The 26,235-nt window shown below is 48.8% G+C and carries 23 protein-coding genes; 2 read left to right on the top strand and 21 right to left on the bottom strand.

Annotation, left to right across the window (positions count from 1 at the left end):
- Positions 1-34: 34 nt before the first annotated feature.
- Positions 35-1,480 carry an Asp-tRNA(Asn)/Glu-tRNA(Gln) amidotransferase subunit GatB gene (gene gatB / locus ACQY2W_RS03445; RefSeq protein ID WP_428049404.1) on the top strand — a complete coding sequence of 482 codons (1,446 nt, stop codon included), beginning with the start codon at positions 35-37 and terminating at the stop codon, positions 1,478-1,480.
- A gap of 90 nt (positions 1,481-1,570) precedes the next feature.
- Here the strand turns inward: gatB and ACQY2W_RS03440 are convergent, their stop codons facing one another.
- The 17 genes from ACQY2W_RS03440 to tpiA form a co-directional block, all read right to left on the bottom strand.
- Positions 1,571-2,086 carry a type IV pilin protein gene (locus ACQY2W_RS03440; RefSeq protein ID WP_428049402.1) on the bottom strand — a complete coding sequence of 172 codons (516 nt, stop codon included), beginning with the start codon at positions 2,084-2,086 and terminating at the stop codon, positions 1,571-1,573.
- Between the two features lie 488 nt (positions 2,087-2,574).
- On the bottom strand, positions 2,575-3,867 hold the full coding sequence (locus ACQY2W_RS03435; RefSeq protein WP_428049400.1) for a DUF5050 domain-containing protein: 1,293 nt from the start codon (positions 3,865-3,867) through the stop codon (positions 2,575-2,577).
- 6 nt (positions 3,868-3,873) lie between these two features.
- Positions 3,874-4,554 carry a tol-pal system protein YbgF gene (gene ybgF, locus ACQY2W_RS03430; protein ID WP_428049398.1) on the bottom strand — a complete coding sequence of 227 codons (681 nt, stop codon included), beginning with the start codon at positions 4,552-4,554 and terminating at the stop codon, positions 3,874-3,876.
- A gap of 28 nt (positions 4,555-4,582) precedes the next feature.
- Positions 4,583-5,104, bottom strand: coding sequence for an OmpA family protein (locus tag ACQY2W_RS03425; RefSeq protein WP_428049396.1), 522 nt, complete (start codon positions 5,102-5,104; stop codon positions 4,583-4,585).
- A gap of 136 nt (positions 5,105-5,240) precedes the next feature.
- Complete coding sequence (locus ACQY2W_RS03420) at positions 5,241-5,933, bottom strand: type IV pilin protein (protein ID WP_428049394.1); 693 nt, start codon at positions 5,931-5,933, stop codon at positions 5,241-5,243.
- Between the two features lie 225 nt (positions 5,934-6,158).
- Positions 6,159-7,073, bottom strand: a complete 915-nt coding sequence (locus ACQY2W_RS03415; RefSeq protein WP_428049392.1) for an RDD family protein — start codon at positions 7,071-7,073, stop codon at positions 6,159-6,161.
- A 12-nt stretch (positions 7,074-7,085) separates the two neighbouring features.
- A complete protein-coding gene (gene lptC / locus ACQY2W_RS03410; protein ID WP_428049390.1) occupies positions 7,086-9,272 on the bottom strand; it encodes an LPS export ABC transporter periplasmic protein LptC in 2,187 nt (728 codons plus the stop codon).
- 3 nt (positions 9,273-9,275) lie between these two features.
- Positions 9,276-10,241: an ROK family protein gene (locus ACQY2W_RS03405; RefSeq protein ID WP_428049388.1), complete on the bottom strand. Its 966-nt coding sequence runs from the start codon at positions 10,239-10,241 to the stop codon at positions 9,276-9,278.
- Positions 10,242-10,243: 2 nt separating this feature from the next.
- Entirely contained in the window at positions 10,244-11,110 is an 867-nt protein-coding gene (gene xerA, locus ACQY2W_RS03400; RefSeq protein WP_428049438.1) for a site-specific tyrosine recombinase/integron integrase, read from the bottom strand.
- 23 nt (positions 11,111-11,133) lie between these two features.
- Complete coding sequence (gene topA, locus ACQY2W_RS03395; protein ID WP_428049386.1) at positions 11,134-13,410, bottom strand: type I DNA topoisomerase; 2,277 nt, start codon at positions 13,408-13,410, stop codon at positions 11,134-11,136.
- 19 nt (positions 13,411-13,429) lie between these two features.
- Positions 13,430-14,566 carry a DNA-processing protein DprA gene (gene dprA / locus ACQY2W_RS03390; protein WP_428049384.1) on the bottom strand — a complete coding sequence of 379 codons (1,137 nt, stop codon included), beginning with the start codon at positions 14,564-14,566 and terminating at the stop codon, positions 13,430-13,432.
- Positions 14,563-16,101 carry a YifB family Mg chelatase-like AAA ATPase gene (locus ACQY2W_RS03385; protein ID WP_428049382.1) on the bottom strand — a complete coding sequence of 513 codons (1,539 nt, stop codon included), beginning with the start codon at positions 16,099-16,101 and terminating at the stop codon, positions 14,563-14,565. Before ACQY2W_RS03385 ends, dprA begins: the two co-directional genes overlap by 4 nt.
- Before the next feature lie 2 nt (positions 16,102-16,103).
- Entirely contained in the window at positions 16,104-17,213 is a 1,110-nt protein-coding gene (locus tag ACQY2W_RS03380) for a hypothetical protein (RefSeq protein WP_428049380.1), read from the bottom strand.
- Entirely contained in the window at positions 17,210-17,659 is a 450-nt protein-coding gene (locus ACQY2W_RS03375; protein ID WP_428049378.1) for a hypothetical protein, read from the bottom strand. Before ACQY2W_RS03375 ends, ACQY2W_RS03380 begins: the two co-directional genes overlap by 4 nt.
- Positions 17,660-17,661: 2 nt before the next feature.
- Positions 17,662-20,670, bottom strand: coding sequence for a DnaA ATPase domain-containing protein (locus ACQY2W_RS03370; RefSeq protein WP_428049376.1), 3,009 nt, complete (start codon positions 20,668-20,670; stop codon positions 17,662-17,664).
- A complete protein-coding gene (deoC, locus tag ACQY2W_RS03365) occupies positions 20,667-21,311 on the bottom strand; it encodes a deoxyribose-phosphate aldolase (protein WP_428049374.1) in 645 nt (214 codons plus the stop codon). Before deoC ends, ACQY2W_RS03370 begins: the two co-directional genes overlap by 4 nt.
- A gap of 9 nt (positions 21,312-21,320) precedes the next feature.
- A complete protein-coding gene (gene tpiA, locus ACQY2W_RS03360) occupies positions 21,321-22,076 on the bottom strand; it encodes a triose-phosphate isomerase (protein WP_428049372.1) in 756 nt (251 codons plus the stop codon).
- A gap of 506 nt (positions 22,077-22,582) precedes the next feature.
- Between tpiA and ACQY2W_RS03355 the strand changes: the two genes are divergently transcribed.
- Positions 22,583-23,242: a type IV pilin protein gene (locus ACQY2W_RS03355; RefSeq protein ID WP_428049370.1), complete on the top strand. Its 660-nt coding sequence runs from the start codon at positions 22,583-22,585 to the stop codon at positions 23,240-23,242.
- 67 nt (positions 23,243-23,309) lie between these two features.
- On the opposite strand, the gene ACQY2W_RS03350 is transcribed toward ACQY2W_RS03355, so the two are convergent.
- Genes ACQY2W_RS03350 through lpxC form a run of 4 tightly spaced genes read right to left on the bottom strand, consistent with a single transcriptional unit; the run spans position 23,310 to position 26,232 of the window.
- A complete protein-coding gene (locus tag ACQY2W_RS03350) occupies positions 23,310-24,134 on the bottom strand; it encodes an LpxI family protein (RefSeq protein WP_428049368.1) in 825 nt (274 codons plus the stop codon).
- The gene (gene lpxA / locus ACQY2W_RS03345; protein ID WP_428049366.1) at positions 24,121-24,921 is read right to left on the bottom strand and encodes an acyl-ACP--UDP-N-acetylglucosamine O-acyltransferase; all 801 of its coding nucleotides are present in this window, start codon (positions 24,919-24,921) and stop codon (positions 24,121-24,123) included. The genes ACQY2W_RS03350 and lpxA overlap by 14 nt, the downstream gene beginning before the upstream one ends.
- Positions 24,914-25,411 carry a 3-hydroxyacyl-ACP dehydratase FabZ gene (gene fabZ / locus ACQY2W_RS03340; protein ID WP_428049364.1) on the bottom strand — a complete coding sequence of 166 codons (498 nt, stop codon included), beginning with the start codon at positions 25,409-25,411 and terminating at the stop codon, positions 24,914-24,916. The genes lpxA and fabZ overlap by 8 nt, the downstream gene beginning before the upstream one ends.
- On the bottom strand, positions 25,402-26,232 hold the full coding sequence (gene lpxC / locus ACQY2W_RS03335; RefSeq protein ID WP_428049362.1) for a UDP-3-O-acyl-N-acetylglucosamine deacetylase: 831 nt from the start codon (positions 26,230-26,232) through the stop codon (positions 25,402-25,404). The genes fabZ and lpxC overlap by 10 nt, the downstream gene beginning before the upstream one ends.
- Positions 26,233-26,235: the final 3 nt, after the last annotated feature.

Below are 26,235 nucleotides of genomic sequence, written 5' to 3'. Positions count from 1 at the left end.
ATTTAGTATTATAATAATTTAGGAGAGCTTTATTGTGACCACTCAATTTGAACCCGTTATCGGACTTGAAATTCACGTCCAACTGGCCAGCAAAACAAAACTGTTTTGCTCGTGCCCCAACGGTGTAGGGGAAGACACCAAACCCAACACTGCTGTTTGCCCGATTTGTTTAGGACACCCCGGTACTATGCCGGTGATTACCGAAGGCGCGCTGACGCTTGCCGTGCGTGCCGGACTGGGGCTTAACTGCGTGACGAATCAAAAATCTACGTTCTCGCGCAAACATTATTTCTACCCGGACTTGCCCAAAGGATACCAAATTACCCAATTTGACGAGCCGATTAACGGCGCGGGGTATGTGGAAATTACGTTTGGCCCCAAGGATAATTTGCAAAAAAAGCGCATCGGCATTCACCACGCGCATTTGGAAGAGGACGCGGCAAAGTCGTCGCACTTTGCAGACCACTCTGAGGTAGATTTTAACCGCTCAGGCAGTCCGCTTTTGGAAATTGTGTCTATGCCCGATATGCGCTCGCCGGACGAGGCGTATGCGTATTTAACCGAGATCAAACGCATTATGCGCTGGGTGGGGGCGTCCAACTGCGATATGGAAAAAGGCGAACTGCGCGTAGATGTCAACGTGTCTTTGCGCCCGGTGGGGCAAGAAAAATTCGGCACGCGCACGGAACTGAAAAACTTAAACTCGTTTAAAGCGGTGCGCGATGCGCTGATTTACGAAATCAACCGCCAAACCGAAGTGTTAAACGCGGGCGGCCAAGTCAAACAGGAAACGCGGTTGTGGGATAAAGTAGAGTGTGTTTCGCGCCCGATGCGCTCCAAAGAAGACGCGCTTGACTACCGCTATTTCCCGGAGCCGGACTTGCCGCCGGTTGTTTTGTCCGACGAGTGGTTAGCCAACGTCAAAAACAATATGCCCGAAATGCCGTCTAGCAAAGAGGCGCGGTTTATGAAAGCGGGGCTGTCTGCCTATGATGCGGGCGTGCTGACCAGTTCGCGCGAAATTGCCGACTATTTTGAAACGGTTACCAAAAGCGGTAAAGTATCTTTGAAAACGGCGTCCAACTGGATACAAACCGATCTTTTAGGTATGCTCCATGCTGAGAAAAAAGAAATTGAAAACTCGCCCATTTCCGCGGCGCAACTGGCGGAACTGTTGGAGTTTGTAGAGGGCGGGAAGATCAACCGCAAACAAGCGCGCGAAGTATTTGACGAAATTTACGCCCACGGCGGCAAAGCCGCGGACATCATCGCTAAGCGCGGCATGGTGCAAGTAACCGACGAAGGCCAACTGGAAACGTGGGCCAAAGAAGCTATTGCCGCCAACCCCAAAGCCGTGGCCGATTACCAAAAAGGTAACAAAGCCGCTATCGGCGCGCTTGTGGGTGGCGTGATGAAGTTGAGCAAAGGCAAGGCCAACCCGCGTGTGATTAGCCAAATCTTGGCGAAGTTGCTAGGATAAAATTACTGTTCGTAAGTTCCATAAGCACACTCTCTCTTTTCGTCATTCCGCAAAGTTGGAATGCGGAATATAAAAGAGAGAGTGTGTTATTTATTTCATCGTGTACATGCGGCAAGGAATATTTCCTGTCCCGTGGTTACAAGTGGCGGACATTTTAAAGGTTCCTAGCGAGGAGCAGACTTTGTCAAACCGGGAGCCCGCTTCATCTGTCAAACTGACACAATACGTATGTGCTCCCCGGTTAGCGTCGGAACTATGAGTGTAGTAAACCGTATAAGCATTTTGTAACTGGGTGGTGGCAAAGCAAATCACTTCTTGTTGGGCGGCTAGTCTGCACATACCCCAGTCAAAAGTGGCGTCGTAACCGTTAATATGGATGCCCGGAACATCTATTGCTAGTTCGTCAAAATTCGTAGCATACCGTCCGTTAGCCAAATAATACACTTCGTTGGCTTGGGCAATCGCGTTGGTGATATTCATAAGATTAGAAAACCGGCTTTTGTCCACCGCTTTTTGATATTGCGGCAACGCTACCGCCGCTAAAATACCAATGATGAGTACCACTACTAATAATTCTATAAGCGTAAATGCTTGTTTGTTTTTCATATTGTTTGCTCCTTCAATATCAATAATGCTGTCATCCCGGACTTGATCCGGGATCTCACCGCTTTCTAAAACGGCAACAAGGTGAGATGCTGAAACCCATTGACCAGACCCCGAACAAAAACTTTTCGGGGCGCGGCCAAGCAGTAAGGGCCGCGATTCAACATGACGTATTATTTGATATATTTTTTGCGTCCCTTTATTATCGTTTTTTTTTTTGATTTGTCAAGCCCCTTTCCGCTTTTCTGACGGCAGAAAAGCTCGCAAAAGACCGCCGCCCCGGTGTGCTATAAAAAGCAGACAAATCGGGAAAATTTACAAACTCGCTACGCTCAAACATGTAAATTTTCTTTTCCGATTTGGCGCTTTTTATAAACAGCACTCAAGGGGCGGCTTTGAACAAAAGGACCTAACAGTACCCTATCGGGCGGATACGCCAACGATAAAAAGCCCGCTTCACAAAGAAGCGGGCTATAATTAACAAGGTTGTTTTAGAAACTCCAGTGAGGCGTAAACGAATCGCCCGGCAGGTCGGCCAGTAAGTGCGGCGCACTGCCGTCCATATCCATTAAATACAACTGCCGTTTGCCGTTGCGCGTGGTGGTAAACGCAATAAAACGTCCGTCGGGCGACCACGTCGGGTCTTCGTTAGATCCCGCGTCAGTTGTTAAGCGGCGCAGTTGCGTGCCGGTTAAATCAACGAGGAAAATGTCCATCGGATGATACGGCGCTTCGCGTCCGGAAAATACGATCCACTCCCCGGTAGGCGACCATTGGGGGCTATCGGACCAGTTGAAATTTTTGGTTAGGGCCCGCGTCTGCCCGGTAGCCAGTTCCATTACATAAATTTGCGGATTGCCCGCGCGGTTAGACACAAACGTAATGTATTTTCCGTCGGGCGAGTAAGACGGCGAGCCGTCCACCGACGCCTTATTGGTAATGCGTTGCTTGGTGTGGGTTTCCAAATTGTAAATGTAAATGCTCGGGTTAGACCCGCCCGAAGACGTAAACACGAGCGCTTTTCCGTCCGGCGATACGCCGCCGATTAAAGACAAGCCGCCGCGGATAATGACCGGGGCAATTTTGCCGGCTTTTAAATCAATTGCAAAAATATCCGGGTTGCGGTATTTATAGGTAGTGTAATAAATACGTCCGTCTTTGGACCAGCGCGGCAAAAGCGCGATGCTGCGGTCGTTGGTAAGCTTTTGCATGTTTTCGCCGTCGTAGTCCACCATGTAAATTTCTTTGTGTTTGGTGGAGTTATTAGCAAAGGCAATTTTTGTGTCGGCAATACCGCGTTTGCCGGTTAGCGCGTGTGTGATTTGGTCCGCCGCGATGTGCGCCAGACGGCGCAAACTGCTTTTCGTGCCTTTGAACGCTTTAGGGAAAACCGCTTTGCGTGTAGATAAATCGTACACGTAAATTTTAATCGTGTAATACGGCTCGGCGTAGGATACTTCGCCTGCGAGCAAATAGCTGGCTTTGGCTTTGGCCCATGCGGTCATCGTTTTGCTGAGTTTCTGGGCGTTAAAGTCCGGGCCGTCTTCTTTGACATCAAAATAACGCGCAAATAATAAATCGGCGCGGAGCGTATCGTGCACGAGTTCGGCGGCTTCGTGGCTTTGGGAATCGGCGGTAAACGCGGGCATACCGATTGCCGGCAAATGTTTATCCCCTACCGACGTAATACCAATGTATACATCGGTCTTAGGTGCGCTGAAAGACGGCGCGACTACGCACAAAATTGCGGCCACACAAACCGCTAAAGAAAGTATTTTTTTCATAGCCAATTATTTGAGTTTGGCCAATTCTTCTTTGGCCAGTTTTGCTTCCGGCGCGGAAGGATATTGCCGCACGATAGAGTTTAAATATTTTTTGGCTTCGTCGGTTTTGCCAAGCGGAACAATACTGCGCGCGTATTTAAGGCGCGCGGCGGGCACTTGTTTGCCCTTAGGAAATTGTTGCAACAATTTGGCATACGCCACCGCGGCCGATTTAGTTTTGCCTAATGCCACGTATGAATCGCCCATAAGCATATACGCTTCTTCTGCGTTTTCACCGTTGGGGTATTGGTTGATATAGATTTTAAATCCGGCGGCGGCGGGCTCATAAATGCCTTTATCAAAATGCCCTTTGGCCTCGGCAAATAATTCAGAAGGCGACACCGCGGCCGGTGCCGGTTTTTCCGCCGGACGGGAAGTTACCGAGGCGGCGATATCGTCTAATTTGGTAGAAAATTTAGAGAGTTGCTCGTCCATCTGAGAAAAATTCTCATTAGACACGGACAGATTTTGGTTTAATTCGTCCATTTTCCCGGCGAGTTCGGCTTGGTTAGCTTGCATTTGGACGATTGTACGGTTAAGTTCTTGGAGTTGTAACTTCAGCGTACTCATGTCGCTCTGGCTGGCGACACAGCCGGACAGCAAAAAGCCCGAACCGGCCATAAAAATAAGTTTAGTAACGTTTTTCATGTGTGTTCGGGCTCCTTGCCAAAACAGCTTATTTAACGCTTAAGAGCGTATCGGCGCGGCGGTTTTTAGCCCAGCATTCTTGGGTAGCAGCCGTGCAGACGGGTTTTTCTTCACCGTAGGAAACGGTTTCAATGTTCGCAGCCGGAATGCCCAAGCGGACATAGTTGGCTTTGAGTTCTTCGGCGCGTTTTTGACCTAAGGCGATGTTGTAAGAGGTGGTGCCTCTATCGTCGCAGTTGCCTTCAATGGTAATGCGGTAGGAAGCAAGCGCGGCGGCCGATTTGATGGCTTGGGCATTGGCTTCTACGATTTTGCGGGCATCTGCCGTAAGGGTGGCTTTATCCAAACCGAAGTAAACGGCACCTAACGCAATTTCTTGCGTCGGCACGGTGGTATCGGTGGTTTCCACGTTCGTATCGGTAATTACCATTTCGGCACCGTTGGTACCGGCGGTAAGATCGGCATTGGCATCGTCTTTGACGTTCTTTTTGCAGGCGGTCAAACCGGCGGCCAAGGCGAAAACTAAAACAACTTGTAGTAAGTTTTTCATGTGTTTCTCCGTAGTTAGATTTGTATTTCTACCATACAATGATACTAACTTTTTAAGGTACGGGTCAACGCGTACGGCAAATTTTTCGGCCCGGTTAATTGGGTTAGTTTGGCAGGAAATCAATAGGACAAACTTTTTATTGATAATCGTACCATGCTTCCGTCGGAGAGGCGGGGTACGACGGCGCATTTAAGCCCGTTTCCTGTTTGCACACTTGAGTTTCTATGACTAAATTAGGACGGGCGCCGCAACGCTGACTTCCGTCTGAATAAAAAATACGAAAAAACATTTTATCCTGATAGGAACATTGACAATAGGAGGGGGCAATATTACAATGCCCCCAAGGAAATTTCTGGGCATCGTGGGTGCCTGCCCCATAATACGAGCCCCCTATATCTATGGATAATTCGTCAAAATCAGCAGCGTAGGTGCCGTTTGCCAGATGATACGTTTCTTGTGCTTCTGCCATTTTTTTAGCCATGTTTTTTAACGTGGCGTAATGTGTTTTCATTACAGCCACTTGGTATTTGGGTAATGCTACGGCGGCAAGTATGCCGATAATGAGGACAACGACTAATAGTTCAATGAGTGTAAAGCCGCGTTGCTTTGCATATAGGTCGGGTGTAAGCCCGACAATGGCCCGGTAGTTGTAGGTCGGGTGTAAACCCGACGTAAAATTAGGTGTCATCCCCAAGAGTTTCTGTTGGGGATCTTCCACTTTCTGCATAAAACAAGGTTGTTTTTCTTTTTTTAATAACAACTCCGAAAGAGGAAGATTCCCGCCAAAGACCTGCGGGAATGACATATTTTTATATTTACTGTTTTCCATAAAAAAATCTCCTTTTTGGTTGTGGCCGTAAAAAACGACTACCCTTATTATCGTTTTTTTTTTTGATTTGTCAACCCCCTTGCCGGGGGCAGGCATAAGGCCTCAAACCTCTGATTGCGTATGATGTTATCTTTTGCAAAGGGGGCTTCGTGTTAGTTTGCGGGGACGTGCAAAAAAGCGGCAGACAAAATGTCTGCCGCTTTTGCGTTTTGTCAGAATAAGATTTTATTTATTGCAAACTGTCAGCCCGGCTTTTCTGCACGATTCTTGGATATCTTCCTCACAACAAACTTCCGTTTGTCCGTTAGGGATAAACAGTGTCATAGAGTTAGCCAGTAGGGCGCGGTAGCCGTCGGCATGACGGAAATAGCGGTTGCCGTCTGGTTGTACGCCGGAAGGAACAGCTGCTTGCGTGCGTGCCAATTCCTGTAAACGGGTTTGGGCTTGTGCGACAAAACGGTCCGGTTGTGTGGGGAAGTCCGGCGTGAGTGCTTGTTCGGGAGGGACGCTCGTTTGTGCGGAAGCAACGGCCGCTTCGGGCATAATTTCTTGTTCGTCCATGTCCGGAATAGAATTAGCGATCACGCTTAGGAGCGCAAAGCTTACCAAAAGCACACTCCACAGTACCAACCATACCGGGTGGCCCGGCGTATCGGGTAGTTCGTCGGTGGGTTTGAAATCTTTGCGCACCACGTATGTTTGTACGATCATATCATGCAAGGCGCGTTTTCGGCGGGTACATCCGGCCATGACAAACCCAATGTAAGCCGTAAATTGCATAAAAAACCGCGCAACGGTCCGCGCCGTGGCACGGCCAAAACGGATCCGTCGCCCGCGTTGGTCAATTACTTTTATGCCCAGTAAGCGTTTGCCCAGAGTGGCTTGTTTGCGGCTGCTTTCGCAAAAAGCAAAGTAGAGCCAATAGATGATTAAAAATAATACTTGCCACAAGAGCGAACATCCTACTATCAAAGAGGTAATGGCCTCGTCTTTAAGAGGGCTTGCCGGTAATTGCAATAACAATGCGTTCTGGGAGGAAAACAGCGGTGCACACAAAAGCGTAGGCAACAGCCCTACGAGTAAAATGTCCAACAGAAAAGCTACGGCCCGTCTAAAAAAACCAACGTAAGGGTAATTCATTTTTTTCTCCTGTTAATCTCTTAAATCACCCGGTTGACGCCATGGGTACATATAGGTATCTTCGGGCAAAGTTTCATTTTCACGGTTTTTATTGCCGCACAAAATGGTAAAACGTAGCGCAAACGACAAGTTTTTGTTGCGGTTACGTATTGTAAAATCTAAGCGGGCATCGTGGAAATCACGCGCCAGGCGGAGCATTTTATTAAACGTAGTTGTGTGCCCGCGGTAAAACGAGGCATCTATTCCCAAATCTAACAGCCATTTTTTGCTGGCGGGGCGCAATCCCCATGTGGTGGTTACGGTATAGCGGTCTGCGTTTGTAGTATACAGCGAGCTGGGGTCGGTGTAATCGGCAAAGTTATTGAGGCCGAGTCCGATTTGTTGGCCCTTGATGTTGAAGTGTGATTGGGCAATAAAGCTGATATTTTTTTTGACAAGGTCATATTGGTCCTGAATGAAAAAATTAAAAGAGCCGTCCGGTGCGTTGTAGCCCCACTCTGCCAAGAAAGGTTCTATGCGTTCTTTGAGGTGTTCCCACGTAATTGCCCGCCCGATACCGGTGGATAAATCGTAGGTATAGTCAGATAAATTAAACCCGGCGGTTAAGCGTATGTGGGTATTAAACGTGGGGCGATAATAGTGGTTGATATATACGCGGTTGCGTTCCAATCCTTTATCGGGCGATAAGTGATCCGACGACAGCGTGCCGGTGGAGAGCCGTTTGGTAAACTGGTAACCTAAATTGGTTGTTCCGAGAAACGCATGCGTCTGTAAATTTAAATCTGTTCCCACACGGCCTACCCACGCATCTTTTTCTTGGTAGTTATTATCGTCAAAAGTAACTTTTTGATCGTAAAAGGCGCTGGGTAAAAAAGTAACGTAGCGGCCCATGCGTATAGATTTTTCCGTGGTCCAACGCGCATGGCCCTGACGTTGGTAGGGGCCTTCTTCATCGGGTTGATTGTTCCGGTATTGCAAGCGCGAGGTGTTGTTTACGTCCACCTCAAAGCGGTGGGATAATTTTAGTAGTGGGTCATTAAACGGCAACACCATATATTTGATTTCCGGCAGGACGCGTTTTTCAGCCATGAATTTTTGTTTGTTCCACGCAAAGATTTCTTTTTCCTGGTAATTTACACGCAGCGTTGTGCGCCGTGTTTGGCGTGACAGGGCCAGGTTGGTTTCTTGGTCCGGCATGAAAATATAGGGGTTACTGCGGAAGAACGAATCGTTGAAGTACGGGTCGGACACTTTGCGGAACTGTGTTTGCAGTTGGTAGAGCGCGCCGGTTTCATTGTTCAAATGGTCGGACGAATCATACATTTCCCACCAGTATCCGCCTTGCAGGCCCCAGCGTTTTGTTTCGGCCAAGTTAAACTCGTCTGCATTTTTATCGTTGATATAATAATACTCGGCACTTCCGCGCAATGTGGGAGACGTAACCGCTGTCAGGCCGCCGCCGAGCCCAAGGCCCGATTTCGTGTAATAGTCCACGTTTAAAACAGGCCGCAACCCAAATACGGGTTTAAATACCGAAGAGGTTAATATCCCAAAACCGACTTTGTTACTTTGCGTAAAATCTACGTACGTGGTCCACGGTTTTTGCGAATCCATAGAACGCCAAAATACCGGCAAATACATCACCGGGAAACCGTCTAACTTGAGGACAGCGTTGGTGCCGAACACGCGTTTTTGCGGCGAAACGGTTACTTTTCCGGCGGAAATAGTATAATGCGGGTCCTCGCAATCACAGCACGTAATTTCGGCTTTGCGTAACGTGTATTTGCCGTTTTGGGAAGAAATTTCTTTTGCGCCTAATACGCGCAAGGGGGGATATTCGGTAGTTATGGTGTCGGCCTTGAAATCTTTAGTTGTGTAGTTAACCGATAAATTGTTAGCCCGTATCACGCTGCCTAAACCATCCTCTACTACAATAGGCCCGACGGAAGAAATGGTAGTATTTTGTTGATCGTAAGTAATATTTTCCCCGGTAAGCGTGCGCTTTTTGCCGTCCGGCGTTTTTTGAATGAGTAAGACGTCTCCGGTCAGATTTAATTTTTTAGTTTGCGGCTCCACGGTGGCTTTATCGGCTGAGAAATAAACGAAGCCGTCCCCGTCCGGCATCGGGAGCGTACGCTCCTGCGCGTGCAACGAAACAAGGGGAAATAATCCGAGGATAAAAAACCAACTCTTACGCATAATTTAACGTGGGTTTTTGGCGTGACGAATTGCGTACAGTGCCGCGCCGACTCCTCCTACATGGGGATTTTGGGATACTAATAATTTTAATTGTTTAAACGGGGTTTTAAAAGTTTGTTTTTCCAGTACGCGTTTTAATGCGGGCATAAAGTAAGCAGCCGCCCCCGATACACCCCCCGTAAGCACTACGGTATCTACGTCTATCATGAGTACAAAGTTAGCAATACCGATTCCCAAATAATAGCCGGTATCTTCCCAAATTTTAAGTGCTACGGGGCATCCCTTTTCGGCCGCTTGAAAGACGACTTCAATTTTAAAATCTTCTTCTTTTTGAACAAGTTGTGCCAGTTGGCTTTGCGGCTCTTTTTTTACTGCCTCTAACACGCGCCGTTTAATGCCGATAGTTCCTACAAACGCTTCCAAACAACCGCGCATGCCGCACCCGCACAACGGGCCGGTAGCGGTATCGGCAATTTTCATATGCCCGATTTCGCCGGCTGTGCCGTTGGAACCTTGGTACAATTCCTTGTTTAAAATTAGTCCGCCGCCAACGCCCGTGCCTAGGGTTACCACGAGCACGTTAGTGCCTTGACGGTGTAAATCGGTTTCATAAACGCCCCAAGCGGCGAGCGTAGCGTCGTTGGCGACGCGGGGCAAAATGCCTGTTTTTTCGTAGAGTTGCTTAGCAATCGGCCAAGCATCTACATCGGTAAATTTTAAATTGGGGTTGTAGCGCAAAATGCCGTTTTTGTTATCTACATCCCCCGGGGCTCCCACCGCTACGGCTAACGGTTGTCCGGCATATTCTTGTTTGAAACGGTTGATAAAACCCGCCAGTTGGTCAATAAAACCCGCAGATCCTTTGCTATAATCGGTTTCAATTTTATCCATGCGCAACGTCTGCCCTTGTTCGTTTAAGACGAATAATTTAACAAATGTTCCGCCAATATCAATACCTACCCCAATCATTTTTACTCCTTACACTTCGGATGTGCGTGTTGATACACGCTTTTTAATTTTTCAACAGACACATGGGTATAAACTTGGGTAGCCGCCAAACTTTTGTGGCCCAGCATTTCCTGCAAACTGCGTAAATCGCACCCGTTATTAAGTAAGTGCGTAGCAAACGAGTGTCGCAAACTGTGCGGCGTTACTTTGCGCACTAAATGCGCCGCGATAGCCGTATTTTTAAAGATGTACGCAAGCCCGTCGCCCGTTAAGGGTTTGCCGTTACGGTTGAGGAAAAGTGCTTCTTGTGATTGTGGGTTTTTACGGCACGCCAAATAATCTTTGATAGCTGCCAACGCCTCATCGGTTACCGGTACTAAACGTTCTTTAGACCCTTTCCCAAACACTTTAACAATACCGTTAAAAAAATCTACATCGCTTATTTTGAGCCCCACTACTTCACTGCGGCGCAGACCGCTTGAGTACATCAATTCAAATAAGGCGCGGTCGCGCGGGGCCATTTTGGTATGGGCGGCGGTATCTAAGAGTTGCTCTGTTTCCGGCACAGTCAAAAATTTGGGTAAGATTTTTTGGCGTTTGGGAGCCGGCAGTAATTTAAACGGGTTTCGCAATAATTCGCCTTGCTCCAATAAATAGGCGGCAAAACTGCGCAGCGAGGCAATCTTGCGCAACATGGTGTTGCGGGACGGATTTTTTTGCGTTTGCAACGCGGCCAGAAACGAGCGGATATTGGTGGATGAGAATTGGGATACTTCCCGGATATTTCGTTGGGCGCAAAAAGATAAAAACTCCTCCAAGTCTGCCCGGTAACTTTTTATAGTCATCGGGGAGAAATTTTTATTTTGCAACTGAAGTAAAAAAGCGTCCACCCATTCTTCCACGGGATAACCCTCTAATTCTTTTTCTGTTTAGCTTCGTGTGCGGCTTTGATCTGGGCGATTTCTTCCGGCGTTACCGTAACGATAGTTTTGCATTTAGGATAACCCGAACAACCCAAAAATTCCCCGCGGCGCGAAGAACGTAATACAAACGGCTTGCCGCATTTTTCGCACAAGCGGTCCGTAACGATCGGCCCGGTAGAGGCGACTTTTTTGCCCTCGGCGTCCACAGAGTAGGTGTTTTTGCATTTCGGGTAGGCCGAGCACGCCATGAATTTGCCGCGCCGTCCGGTGCGAATAACCATCGGCGAGCCGCATTTGTCGCACACTTCATTAGTTGGTTCGGGGGCGACTTTTTCGCCGGAGCTGGAAAGATTGATTTTGCCTTTGCAGGTTTCGTCGCTACACACGAGATATTCCCCAAAGCGGCTGCGTTTTTTAAGCATAAATTTACCGCAGACGGGGCATTTTTCCTCGGTGGGTTGCGCGGCCGGGCGTTGCATGCCTTTATCGGCTTCGTCCAGTTCGCGCTTGAAATTGACGTAAAAATCGGATAACAGTTTTACCCATTTTTGTCCGCCTTCGGCGACTTCGTCTAATTTTTCTTCCACGTCGGCGGTATAGGATAGGTCCATAATCTCTTTGAAAAACCCTTTTAAGCTTTCCGTTACCGTGATCCCCAGATCCGTAGCAATGAGCTTACTGGTTTTGGGTTGGCGGGCAATATATTTACGGTCCAAAATGGTTTTAATCGTTGGCGCGTAGGTGGACGGACGGCCGATACCGTGTTTTTCAAGCGTTTTAATTAAACTGGCTTCGTTGTAGCACGGTGGCGGAGTCGTTTTGTGCGCTTTGGAGCTGATGTCTAACAAGTTAAGCGTGTCGCCTTCTGCGAGCACGGGAAGAAGCGCGCTGGTGCTTTCTTCGTTATTTTCTTCTTCGTCTTGGTCTTTGTAAATGGATAAGTAGCCGGGGAATTTAACGGTGCGGCCGTTGGCGCGCAACAGACACGTTTTCTCGTCGCCGGCGGCAATGTCAATGGCTACGGTATTAAAAACGGCATCTGCCATTTGGCTGGCCACAAAGCGAAGCCAGATGAGTTCATAGAGTTTGTATTGGTCGGACGTTAAAAACGGTTTTAAGTTTTGCGGCGTGCGGCGCACATCGGTCGGGTGGATAGATTCGTGTGCTTCCTGCGCGCCCATTACTTTGCTTTTGTAAATGGGTTGTTTGGCGGGCACGAATTGCGCACCGTATTTTTCGCCGATAAATTTTTTCGTTTGTTCTTGCAACAATTTAGATACATTAAACGAGTCCGTACGCATATAGGTAATCAAGCCGACGGTTTGACCTTCTACGTCAATACCTTCGTAAAGCGTTTGGGCCGTCATCATCGTTTTTTGGGAAGAAAACCCGAGTTTATTATAAGCGTCTTGTTGTAAGGAGCTCGTGATAAAAGGCGGTTTTGGTTTTTGTTTGACTTCTTTTTTCTCTACTTTAACAACCGTGTTAGGCCCTTTGCGCAATACTTCGGACAAGGGGGCTAATTTGGCCTCGTTATCAAAAACGGTATTTTTGACTTTATAGTCTTCGGCAAATAAATGGTAGGTAGTAGTTTGTTCTATGTTTTTGCCTTGCCATTTGGTTACGCGCGCCCAAAATTTAGGAGCCGTATTCGGTTTTTCAAATTGTGCGGAGAGGGTCCAATAGTCTTGCTCTTTAAAATCTTTAATTTCTTTGGCGCGTTCGGCCAGTAACCGTACCGCTACCGATTGTACCCGTCCGGCAGAGAGGCCGCGGGTAATTTTTTTCCACAAGAGGGGGGATAATTTGTAACCGACGATGCGGTCCAAAATGCGCCGCGCCTGTTGGGCATTGACGAGGTTTTCGTCAATTTTACGTGCATGCGAAAACGATTCTTTGATAGCGGCCGGAGTAATTTCGTGAAAGAAAATACGTTGGTAACGCTCTTTGGGCAGTTTTAATAATTCTACCAAGTGCCACGCGATCGCTTCCCCCTCGCGGTCAGGGTCGGTAGCGAGGTAAATTTCCGGCGCGTTTTTAGCCGCCGCGTTAAGCTCCGGGAGCATTTTTTTGGCCCGGGGGACGGGTTCGTACGTGGGGGTAAAGTTATTGTCAATATCCACCCCCATATCGTGCTGGGGCAAATCACGCACGTGCCCGAACGAGCTGCGCACTAAAAAGTCATTACCTAAAATTTTGCTGATCGTTTTTTGTTTGGTGGGAGACTCCACAATGACAAGTTTTTTCCCTTTGATATTCGTTGCCATAATTCACTTCCTTATCAGTTTAAAATTTGCTTTTACTGTACAGGCCGTTCTCACACGCTAAAAAGCCCTGTACTTCCAGTTCAAATAACAGTCCGGCCGTTTCGGGCACATCTGCGCCTAACGATTCGGCCACTTGGTCCAAACTGCAAGAACCCGTGCCGATAATTTGCATTACCTGTTGTTGGCGCGGCGTTAATGTTTCTTGCGGTTTATCCGGCGTTTGGGTGGCATGTTCAAAGAAACGCGTGTCCAACCCAAAGCGCGACTGCTGTGGTATATAGTCTAGTATATCTGCGACGGAAGTTACAACCCCCGCCCCTTGCCGGGTAAGCGAATTGGGGCCGCCGGACTGCGGGCTGTCTATCGGGCCGGGCACGGCTAAAACGTCTTTTCCCATTTCCAAAGCGAGTTTGGCGGTAATTAGCGCGCCCGATTTAACTTCGCCTTCTACGACGACAACGGGTTGTGATAACGCCGCAATAATGCGGTTTCTGCGCGGAAAATGAAATGCGTTGGGCGGGCTGTTAAAGGGCAGTTCGGATACCACCGCGCCGCCGTGTTCTAGTAAGGCCTTTTCCAAGGCACGGTTTTCGGCCGGATAGCACCGCCCGATACCGGTACCGATAACGGCAACCGTCGGTTTTTTAAGGCGCACGGCCGCGGCATGCGCTTCACTATCAATGCCGCGGGCGAGCCCGCTGACAATGGTTACACCCGCACTTGCCAGTTCTTCGCCCAATTTGCGGGCTACGCGCCGGCCGTAGGGCGTAATTTTGCGCGTACCTACCATGGCTACGCACGCATGTTCGTCCGGCGGTAATTTCCCCAGTACATAAATAGCCAACGGGGCTTCCTTGCAGTTACGTAAAGATTGCGGATATTCATCATCTTCCGGCACGTAAATATGACCGTTTAGTTTGGCAGTTTTATCCCACTCCTCTTGCGGATTAACAGAGAAAGCGGCTTGCAGAAGTTTGGCGGCGGTATCGGGGTTTAAATTGGCTTCTTGCGACAGCGTTTTAGCGTCTTGACGCAGAATTTCTTGGGCCGAGCCGAAAATTTCTATCAGCCGTTCCAACCAATCGGCACGCAAATATAAAAATGCGTTTAATTGGATACGGGCCAAGCGTTCAGCCGAAGAAATAGACGGGTTCATACGTCAGCCACTCCTTTGCGGTCCAGCGGACGGTATTGCATCACTTCCACCAGATGTTTTGTTTCAATGTTGGCAGAGCCCTCTAAATCGGCAATGGTGCGGGCTGTTTTCAAAATTTTATCTAAACTGCGTGCACTTAAGCCGAATTTACGCATGGCGGCCTCTAAAATAGCGTCTGCTCCCGCCGGTAGCGGGCAAAATTCTTTAAGCTGTTTGGCCGACATAAACGCATTGGCGGTTGTGTTGGTGCCCGCAAAGCGTTTGCGCTGAATTTCACGCGCTTTTAAGACACGTTCTCTAATCTGGGCCGAAGTTTCGCCCTCGCTTTGTTTATTCCAATCGGTGTATTTAACCGGGTTTAAATTGACGGTTAAATCAATACGGTCCAAGAGCGGCCCCGAAATGCGCGATTTGTAGCGGTTGATTTGCATAGGCGTACACGTACACGGTTTTAAGGGATTACCCAAATTACCGCACGGGCACGGGTTCATGGCGGCTACGAGCGTAAAACGGGCCGGATACGAAACGGTTTCTTTGGCGCGGGAAATAGTAACTTGTCCGTTTTCTAAGGGCTCGCGTAAAACTTCTAAGGACGAGCGGGAAAATTCGGCAAATTCGTCTAAAAAGAGAACGCCGTTGTGCGCCAGCGACACTTCACCCGGGCGCGGGTTAGAACCGCCGCCGATTAACGCCACATCGGAAATGGTGTGGTGCGGATCGCGAAACGGACGTTGGGTTAAGAGTTTGCTTTTTCCCATTAAATTGCAAATGGAATAAATCTTCGTAATTTCCAACGCTTCCTCTTGCGTAAGCGGCGGTAAGATACCGGGGAAACGTTTGGCGAGCATGCTTTTACCCGTACCGGGCAACCCGATCATCAGCACGTTATGTCCGCCTGCGGCGGCAATTTCTAAGGCGCGTTTGGCAAGGGCTTGGCCTTTGACATCGGAAAAATCAAGTTCGGTTTGCGGGGCTGATTCTTCTTGCGGGATAAAATTGATTTTGACGGCATTTTCGTCTGCTCTTCCTTCCAAATAATCTACCAGTTCGCGCAATGTGTGTGGCGTAATAAACGGGGCGGAAGATACTTGTCCTTCCAACACGTTTTGCGGGGGGATAATGGCCGTTTTGCCCAGTTTTTGGCAGGAAATCAGCATGGGTAGCACGCCCGCGCACGGACGCAACGACCCGTCTAAGGCCAGTTCTCCCAGCACTAAAAAATTTTTTAATTTGTCTATGGCGGCCGGAGAAAGTTGGTCGCTGGCGACTAAGATACCCAGTGCCATCGGTAAGTCAAAATGGGTGCCGCTTTTACGCCGTTCGGCGGGGCTTAAATTGACGGTAACACGTTTGCTCGGAAAATCAAAACCGCTGTTGCGTACAGCGGCGTTGACTCTTTCTTTGCTTTCGCGCACTTCTACATCGGGCAGGCCGACTACCGCCAAATTGGGCAAGCCGGGGGCAAGGTCCACTTCCACGCGGACTTCAAACCCCTCTATGCCTTTAATGGCTCCGGTGCAGATATTGGCTAACATAATCAGTTAAAACTCAATACAATGGCAGATGGCGTGGTGGATACCACGGTAAAGTTGACGTTATAGCGTCGGATGATTTTAGCTGTCAATTCTTCCGCGGTGGCGATATTGGCCGACACGTCAAACTGGGCACTGGAGTTTGCATAGCGCACCAGATTGAATTCTTCAATTTCACGCAAGTCTTTAAAGATGTCTTGGATTTGTTTGAGGCGTTCAATCGTGTTGACGTCTTTGACCGTTATGTGGAAAACTTTAGCGGAATTGATAGCTGCGTTAATCGGCTCGGCCAGTTGTTTGGCGGCCGATTCACACGCGGCGGAAATAGATTTTTGCGCGGCAATTTCCGGCAACGGATCTAAGCCGCTTTGCTGTTGGGCCCCTTCGGCTACCACCGCATAATTGTTGGTCGCGTATACGTGTAAATTGGCGCGCGCGCGGTACGATTTAAACGGAGAAACAGCGGTATTGGTCAGCGTTTCTAACGGATGGGTAGCCGCATCTGCCACGATAATAAAGCGTGCCCCTTCCGTGCGGGCTTTATCAATGGCGGGGTTGGGGTTATCCAAGTTGTTTTGACTCAAATTGTCCCCGTTGACCAGAGAAAACGGTTGGTTTTTAAGCGCACGGTAAATGGCTTGTTTGCAATCTTGGCGAAGTGAAATGTCGTCGCCGACGGTTTCATGTGAGGCCACGATAATAGTTGTTTTTTTGGCAAACGCATCCGATTCGGATTGTTTGATAATATCGCCAATGTCTTTGACAAGCACCATGGCTTTGATTTTCGTATAAAATTCATCGCCTTTGCGGTATGATTTTTGTACGTGGCTGTGGCGGATAAATCCGGCTGATTTGGATGTAATTTTATCTTCCACCAGTTGCGCTTGGTCCACGGTGGTGGCCGAAGAAATAAACACGCCGGCTACCTTTTCCACTGCCGCGCGTTGGGCAGCTAAAATGCCGTCTTTTTTCATTTGGCGTAAGTTGTTTTCATCATAGGGGACTAAAGACTCAGCCGTTACATATTCGCCCTCGCCTTTGGGGCCAATACGAAACGTGCGGCAAGCACTTAGTGTAAAAACAGCAATCAAAGCAATTAAAAACAGTTTTTTCATTTTTTACCCTCCGGGTCTAAACCGGCTTGTTTAAGTTTTTGACGCGACAGCCGCATAATAACGGTGCAACCGCCGTCTTCCAAATACTCGGTGGAAACAAGTTCCATTTGTTGGATAATACCGGAGGCGGACGAATCAATCGTACTGCCTACGCTCAAGGCATCTACCACCTGTACATGGCTTTCCAGTTGTGTGCCGTACAAAACTTCCGTAGCGCGTTGGTACGCGTGCGCAATAGCCGCTTCGCGGCTCATAATGCGGCGTTGGGAGTCGGTGCTGTGGGCCGGATTGGCCGCCCCCAACCCGCGTACCCACAGGTAATCTTCGGTGAATAATGTGTCGTTAAAAGAAGGGGCAATTTTGCCTTCCTTCACGGCAGATTTTAACGTATGCGTACAGGCGCACAGCCCGCACAGACATACCAGCAGAACGGTCCATTTTTTCATAATTACCTCAATAATTCGGAGATAACTTTTACATACGTGCTGGGTAAGCGTAACGATTCGGCGTTGATGATACCGCAACGGATCAGCATAATTTCCAGCATGTGTGTTAAGATATCGTAAAAGTTTTCCCGCACGGACGGTTCGCACACCGTCAATGCCGGCCCTAAAATGACCGCGCCGCGCAATTTTTTGTTATCGCACAAGTTGGCAATTTTAAAGGCAGACGAAATAATATTTTCCGTGGAGTAAGACGATCGGACCGCAATATCAAACCCGCCGCTAATGCCCAATTCTTTGGCGCGTTGTTCAAGCGCATAAACCATCCAGTTCATGGAATTAGAACTGTTGGCCGGATAGAAGAAACCTAATCGTCCCCATTCGCCGTTACCTACCGTGCTGATAGAGGTAATGGACGCCGGGTCTTTGGCTAAGAGCTCGCTGTTGGGGTCTTCGCCGGTGGTAGCCAATAATTTTTCAAACATATCGGCTTGGGAGCGTTCGTTTTCATCCAAGTTGGGGAAGACCAAATTTTCCAATACTTTTAAGCGGCGGATACTGCGCATAATGGTGCTGAGCGTCATGTGTGCGCCACCAAAGAATTGGGAAATTTGTGCGTCGTTTAAGTCTACCCCGTTGCCCAAGAGCATCGTTTTAACGATTTTAAAATGCGCCTGCCCGGTAGCGGCTTTGAGTTCGGATATCCAACCGGAATCTAAGTGGAATTGGATGAGATTTTCCAATTTTTCCAAGCTTTCCGGCGGATATTTGGACGTAATAACAATTTGTTTTTGTTCTTTTAAAAATTTATTGAGCAGTTTTGAAATGTGTGCCCGGTTTTGTTCGTTAATGGCGAGCAAGTGGATATCGTCAATAAGAAGGACTTTGACGCTGTCCATAAATTTCTCAAATTTCTCAATGTTGCCTTCCATCACGTAGCGTTGGATACCGCGCGATAAACGTACGCCGTTAGTCATAAAGATATTTTCCTGACCGTACTTTTTAGAAAATCCGTACGCCAAGGCATTTAAGAAGTGTGTTTTACCCGTTCCGGTCGCTCCGTGGAACACGAGCGGGTTATACATCTTGCCCGGGTTATCAATAACGGAAATAGCCGTAGCATGCGCAAAACGGTTGACGGAAAGCACAAAGTTTTCCAGTGTGTAAGTGGGCAACAGCGGCACTTCCAGCGGCCAGTTGTGTTTTTTTAATTCCGAAAGCGGTAACTCAATAGAGTAGTCTATGGTCTTTGTTTTCTCCGCAGACGGAACTGGCTTCGGGGCGGATGCAGGAGTAGCCGGCGTCGGTGTCTCCGGTGCAGGTTCTTGGGCAAACGCAAGCGGCTGTGCCAGCGTGGGCTCTGCCGGCGGCGGAGCAACCGGCGCTTGCGGCGCAGGCACAGGGGTAGGCAACACCAAGCGTGTTTTGCCCGGCGCAGCCGGAGGTTCCGGCATCGGGGCGGCCGGGGCGACAGGGGCCGGTTTGGGTTTAAGTGTCAAATGCGGTTTTTGCGGTGCAGGCGGAACCGGGGCTTGCGGTGCAGGCGGCATAGGTGCGGCCGGTTGTGGTTTTAAGCGTAAACGCAACGTCGTTTTCCCTTCTTCCGGTCCGGCAGGCGGTTGCGGAGCAGGGGCCGCTATTTGCGGTCCGGGCGCCGTTTGCGCCGATTGTTGCAACGGGATATTTTGCGTATTTTCCGCTAATTCTTCCGCGCCGTGCGTGTCAGAGGACGGAACGTTTTGACGCAACTGCTCGGGGATTTGTTCTCGCACGGTCCGGGCGTGTGAATGTTCTACAATTTTCTGCGTAGCAGCACTTTTTTCCTCGGTGGGTTGCGTGTGTTGTTGGTTTCTCTTCTTTTCCTCTGCGTCCCGTAATTCTTGCAAAGAAGAAGACAGGGTATTATCCCGGAATGATTTTTCGTATTGGTTGCGGATCAGTTCCGTGCTTAGGGTTGTTTCCAAATTGAAGGTTTTTTCTAGTACGTCCAAATTTTCACCGCGTACCGCAATGTCAGGCAGTCCGTCCTGACCGCTGGTTGTTTTTCCCGACGTGTTTCCGTAGGGCGGTACCGTATTGCCCAACACCATTTCTTCCGGAATTGTATGGGAGGAAGGGGCGGGTTCTTCTGCGGTAGTTGTATCTTCTTCGGTGGGATTTACCGAGTGGACCGATAAGTTATCGGGTAAATCAGTTGCGGCGGGTTGGTTTAGCTTATCTTTCCCGGGCAAATTGTCCGTAATTGTGTTTAAATCGTCCAAGTCCATGACGTTGGTTTGCTCCTTTAATTTTTGGTCAAAAATATTAAAAGCGTCGTCGGCTTTAGCCACTTCTTTGGCTAAGGCGTCTATTTTTTGTCCCCGTTGGGTTTGTGCATTTTTGGTAAGGGCTTGATTTTCTACGTCCAAAAACATGTCGTATTTTGTTTCTGCCGAGAAAATATCCTCTAGCGGCATTTTGCCCAGCAGGGTGTCTTCCATGTCTTTGATAAGCATATCCTTATCGCTTACCGTAATACCCGGCGAAGGTGTTTTTTCCGGTGTGGCGTCGTCGGGGTCTTGGAAAACTTCCTCCAGCGAAGCTGCCGGCGTGTTATCTTCGCGCAGGAAACTGTCTTCCGGGTTGAGGTCTACGCTGGGACCTTCGGCTTGTTTTTCCGACGGCGTAGCCGGTACATCTTGTGCCGCCGGTGTATTGGCGGAAGAATCCGAAGAGCCGTTAAAAAGCGGATTGCCCAGCACCCCCCCAGGGACGAATTCATTTACTTTGTTGGCCTGTGCGGTACCTTCCCGCACGGCGGTGCGAATTTTATCTAATGTGTCTTCATCCAAATCGGAAGGCAAGGCAAAGGCAAACGTAAACGGCGGTTGGGCCGGTGCAGGGTCTTGCACGTAGCCGGCTAATTTTTTGGCAATTAAACGGGCATCGTTTTCGGTGCCGTCAATCACGAGCGTAAACGAACGGCTGTCCGCCGCCGATGTAGAATGTGAAATAATATCCCAATTCGTAATCATTTTTCCTCTACAATGCTTTTGCCGCTACTGGCCCCGATGCGGGTAGCCCCGGCGGCTACCAGAGCGTCGTAATCTGCACGGGTGCGGATACCGCCCGAAGCTTTCACCTGCATAGCCGGTAAAATAGATTTGCGTAGTAACGCTACGTCGGCCGGGGTTGCTCCCGTGCCTACAAATCCGGTGGAGGTTTTGACAAAATCTGCGTGAGCTTGTCCGGCCAGTTCACACGCTTTTACTTTTTCCTCATCGGTCAGTTGCGATGTTTCCAAAATGACCTTAAGCACTTTTCCGGGACATGCTTGGCGCACGGCTTGCATATCGGCAAGCACGGTATCATATTCTTGGGCGCGCAATGCACCGATGTTAAGTACCATGTCAATTTCGTCTGCGCCGTCTTTGACGGCTTGTTGCGTTTCGTAAGCTTTAACGGCAGACGTATTAGCCCCTAACGGGAAACCAACTACCGTGCATACCTTAACGCCCGTTCCTTGCAACTGTTCTTTGGCATAAGAAACCCAAAACGGATTGACGCACACACTGCAAAAGCCGTACTGTTTGGCTTCCGCGCACAGACGCAAAATATCCTGCCGCGTAGCGGCCGATTTTAAAAGCGTGTGGTCAATCAGTTTAGCCGGGTTCATATATACCTACTAATTAAAATTGATGATGCGTGCAAATTTTTCCGCGATGAGCGATTGGCCGCCGACTAGTGCCCCGTCCACATCGGGTTTAGCCATAATTTCGTCCACGTTGGAATCTTTTACGCTACCGCCGTACAAAATGCGGGTAGCTTGGGCGAATTTATCGCTGTATGCTTTGGCTAAATAGGCACGGATGGCGGCGTGTACTTCTTGGGCTTGGTCGGGCGTGGCGGTTTTGCCGGTGCCAATGGCCCACACGGGCTCGTACGCAATAATAATGCCGTTTAATTGTTCTTCGGTAAAATTGGCTAGGCCGTTTTTAAGTTGGCCTTCAATAACTTGCATGGTTTTGTTGGCCTCGCGTTCTTGCAAGGTTTCGCCGACGCAGAAAATAACTTTTAACCCGTGGCGCAAGGCGGCGGCTACTTTTTTATTCAAAATTTCATCGGTGTCGCCGAACACGCTGCGGCGTTCGCTGTGGCCGATTAAAGTAAGGGTGGCTCCGGCGTCTTTGGCTTGAATCGGGGAAATGGCGGAAGTGAACGCGCCTTTGTCTTCCCAATGGATGTCTTGGCAGGCCACTTGAATTTCGGTATCTTTGGTTAAGCGGGTAACAATGTGTAAAGCGGTGTAAGACGGAGCAACAATAATTTCCGCATTATTTTTATTTCCGGCCTTGGCTAGCGCGCTGACTAAAGCGGCGGCCTCGGCAATCGTGTTGTGCATCTTCCAGTTTCCGGCAATAATAGGGGTTCTGTTTGTCATAAAAATTTTCCTCTTAATATATAAAGTAGTACTTTCCCGCCAATTGGGCGGGAACACTCCTAATACATCGTACCATAAAACGGGGCGAAAAGAAAAGTTAAATTTGCGTTAGAGAGAGACAAATATGTTCTTATCTTCCGTAAGCATGTGCGCACAAAGCAACACTGCAAACAGAGTGTGGCTCCAATTAAGTGGAAGATGACTCCCCTTTGGCGGCGTGCAACGTGCGGCCCGCAGGGTGGCAAGGACCGATAAAAATAAAAGAAAGTACCGTTTGTTATTTATCCGCCCCTTTAGTGCTGTTTATAAAAAGCGCCAAATCGGAAAAGAAAATTTACATGTTTGAGCGGGTAGCGAGTTTGTAAATTTTCCCGATTTGTCTGCTTTTTATAGCACCCCGGGGCGGCACTCTTTTGCGAGCTTTTCTGGTGTCAGAAAAGCGGAGAGGGGCTTGACATCGTTTTTTTTTTTGCTACATTTTATTTAATGATAAAAGGAGGAGTTTTATGGAAAAGGAAAGATGTTTTAAAGCTGTTGTAGGTCAGGCTATGCCTGACAATGCCTCGCAAGAGGCATGTAGCTTTATTCGGCATCAGGTTTCGCTGACTACAAAATCGGTTAAACCCCGTCAGGCAAAGCCTGACCTACGTAGAAAACAACGTGGCGGTTTTACGCTCATTGAACTATTAGTGGTAGTGTTGATTATTGGTATATTGGCGGCGGTGGCGGTGCCGCAGTATCAAATGGCGGTAGCCAAAACGCGATATGCTACACTTAAGAATTTAACTAAAAGTCTAGCGGACGCCGAAGAAGCTTATTATTTGGCGAACGGAACTTATACGGAAGATTTTGAAACTTTATCGGTTGAGCCGGCCGGCTGTACGTTGAGCGATACGGAGCCCAAATGTATTTATTCTTCGGGGGTGGTTTGTTCGTTGCGGGCACGAAGTAGCAGCAGTGAATATACGGCACAATGTTGGGATACTAAATTGGGTATGCAGTATATGATTTACTTTACTCATTCAATTGCTAATCCCGGCAAACGTATCTGTGTGGCGAGAAATCGGGATTTGTCTTCCGTTCAAAATAAAGTGTGCAAAACCGAATCGGGAGCTTCAACGCCCGGGACAGGTTCCGTAGGTGCATATACGTGGAAGTATCAGTAAATAGCTTGATAAAAAACCGACAGACGGAGGGTTGTTCCGCCTGTCGGTTTTTTGCAAAATGAAAAAACTACACGGCGCACAAACAAATTTTATGTTTGTCGGCTAGTTTGACGACTTCTTCTAAGTCCATAACCAGCGTTTTCCCGGCTTCAAACGCCAGCACGCTAAACCCGGCCGCCACCACGCTTTCAATGGTGCCTTTGCCGATGACGGGCAAGTCGTAGCGGTTGTCTTGATTGGGGCGGGCTACTTTTACAACAGCCACCGTTTGTTTTTTGCCGGATCCTTCGCGCACCAATTCTCCTGCCCGGCGGATACAGCGGTCCGTGCCTTCCATGCCTTCCACGGCGATCACCGCGTTTTGGCTGACCACGCATGTAAGTCCGATGTCCATTGCGGCCAGTTGTTTGGCGGTTTGAAACCCAAAGTCAATGACTTTTTGTTCTTCTTCATTGGGTTTCCGGGCAGAAAGTACACCGGCGGGCGGTAGGAAATCTTCCAAAAAAGAGGCGGAGCTGATAAACTCCAAGCCGTCTTTTTTAAATTCGTTAATGACTCCCGCCAAAATGCTTTTAGTTTGTCTGTTTTTTAGTGAAGCCAACGCCTTGGCGGTGCGCAAGTCCGGCATTAGGTTTGAAAAAATAGAAGTATGTTTGACGCGTCCGGCCATAATTACTTGCGTTACGCCGTGGTTTTTAAAAAACCGGATACACGCGCCCAGTTGCCCCAGCCGCAACGTCTGAAATACGCGTGCGGTAGGGTAATCGGCGGCGTTAGCATTTCCTTTAATGCCTGCCACAAACACCTCCACCCCTTTGGCGGCGGCGTTGCGGGCAATATAGACGGGCATTTTGCCTTCGCCGGCAATAATTCCTATTTTATTCGTCGTCATGTTCGCGTAAACTGCGCTTAGCGGCAATCACACCGCGCGGCGAGTTTTTACAAAAATCAATCATGTGTTGCACTTCCGGGCACGGGTGCGTCGCTTCCAGTTCGGCTAACGCTTCACTAAGCAATTTCCCGCTGCGGAATAACGCTTTGTACGCGCGGCGGATTGCCAAAATGGTTTCTTTGGAAAGTCCGTTTCGTTGCAAGCCGATAAGGTTTATTCCCACTAAGCGTGCACGGCTACCTTGTGCAATACAATAAGGGGGAACATCTTGGTGTACCATTGTTCCGCCCGAGAGCATCGCCATCGTGCCGATGCGCGAAAATTGGTGGATACCGATGAGACCGGAAATAACAGCCCGGTCCTCTATGGTAATATGTCCGGCTACCGCGGTGCAGTTGGCGATAATAATGTTATTACCCAAGTGGCAATCGTGCGCGATATGCGCGTTGGCCATAAGCAGACAATTATTACCGATAGAAGTCGGTGCGTTCAAATCGGTGGAGCGGTGAATGGTAACACACTCGCGGATTTGATTACCGTTACCCATAACAACGCGGGTAGGTTCGTCCTTATATTTTAAGTCCTGCGGTTTGACCCCGATAAACGAACTGGCGATCAGCTCGTTGTTATCGCCCATCGTCGTATTTTCAATGACGCAATAGGGACCGATTTTGTTATTTTTACCGATCACAACGTCCGGCCCGATTACCGTATACGGACCGACAGTGGTAGAGGGGTCTATTTGGGCCGAAGGATCAACAACACAAGTGGGATGAATATTACTCATTGGGCGAGTCTCCTACAATAAAGTTAAGTGTAGCTTGCGTACACAATTTTCCGTTTACGTACGCTTCGCCGTATATTTTGGAAATACGGCCTAAGCGTAAAATCTGTATGGGCATTTCCAACACGTCGCCGGGACGTACCATGCCGCGGAATTTGGCTTGCTCAATGCTTAAAAACAGCGGCAACGACTTGTGCCCCGCTATGGTTACATCCGGCATGACAGCGCCGCCAAATGCTTGTGACATGCTTTCAATGACCAATACCCCCGGCATCACCGGACTGCCCGGAAAATGCCCTTTAAAATAAAACTCATCGGCCTTTACATGATGTACGCCGATATATTTTTTGCGTTTTTCCAGTACGCGGATCTCGTCCACCAAGAGAAACGGCTCGCGGTGCGGAATGTTGGCCTTGATAGCGGTCAAATCGTATGTCTCGCAAACCGGAAGCGTCAAAAAATTTTTAAGTGAAACAGTTTTTACTACCCCCATTTTTCCTCCTTATTTGCTAATAGAATTTTAGCAAAAATCACATTGTGTTTGTGGCCTCCGCCATGGCAAGTGATACGAAGTGGGGGGAGTTTTAGGCCGGTTAAACTAATATCACCAATCAAATCTAATAATTTATGGCGCACCATTTCATCGGGGTAGCGGCGTTCGTTTAAAAAGCGGTCTTTACCGATGATAACGGCATTTTCTAAATTCCCGCCTTTGGCTAAGCCGTGCGCTTTTAAAAACGCCAGTTCTTCTTCAAACCCGAACGTGCGCGCCCGGGCAATTTGTTCTAAATAATTCTCCGGGGTAAATTCCAAGGTATATTCTAAGTGGGACACAAGCGGATGCTTGTGCTCGTACACAAAGGTAAAGGTCAGTTTATCGGCGGGCTCTGCGCTATAAGAGATGTTACCGCTGGTGTAGGTAATTTTGCGTTTGACGTCTAAGAGCGGCTGTTCTTTGTCCAATTCTTTGAGGCCCGCTTTTAAGAAAGCGTCTGCGTAGATGTCGCTTGCGCCGTCGGTTACGGGCGGCTCGGGGCCGTCCATTTCCACGCGCACATCGGTAATGCCCAGCGCATGCAAGGCAGAAAGTACATGTTCTACCGTGCAGACTTCCGCCGTTTCATTTTTTAAGTTCGTGCCGCGTAGCGTGGAGCCCACGTGGAACACATCGGCGATAATCGGTTGGGAGTTGGCAATATCGGTACGCAAAAAAGTAATGCCGTTGTCCGCCGGGTGAAAGGTCATCGTGGCGGGCTGGCCCGTGTGCAGACCGATTCCTTTAATAACGGTAGAAGTAGCTAGAGTTTTTCGCATAAA

The sequence above is a fragment of the Candidatus Avelusimicrobium caledoniensis genome, from assembly GCF_902756455.1.
Taxonomy (GTDB): domain Bacteria; phylum Elusimicrobiota; class Elusimicrobia; order Elusimicrobiales; family Elusimicrobiaceae; genus Avelusimicrobium; species Avelusimicrobium caledoniense.
Note: the sequence above shows the minus strand (reverse complement) of the source record. Positions and strands in the feature narration are given on the sequence as shown.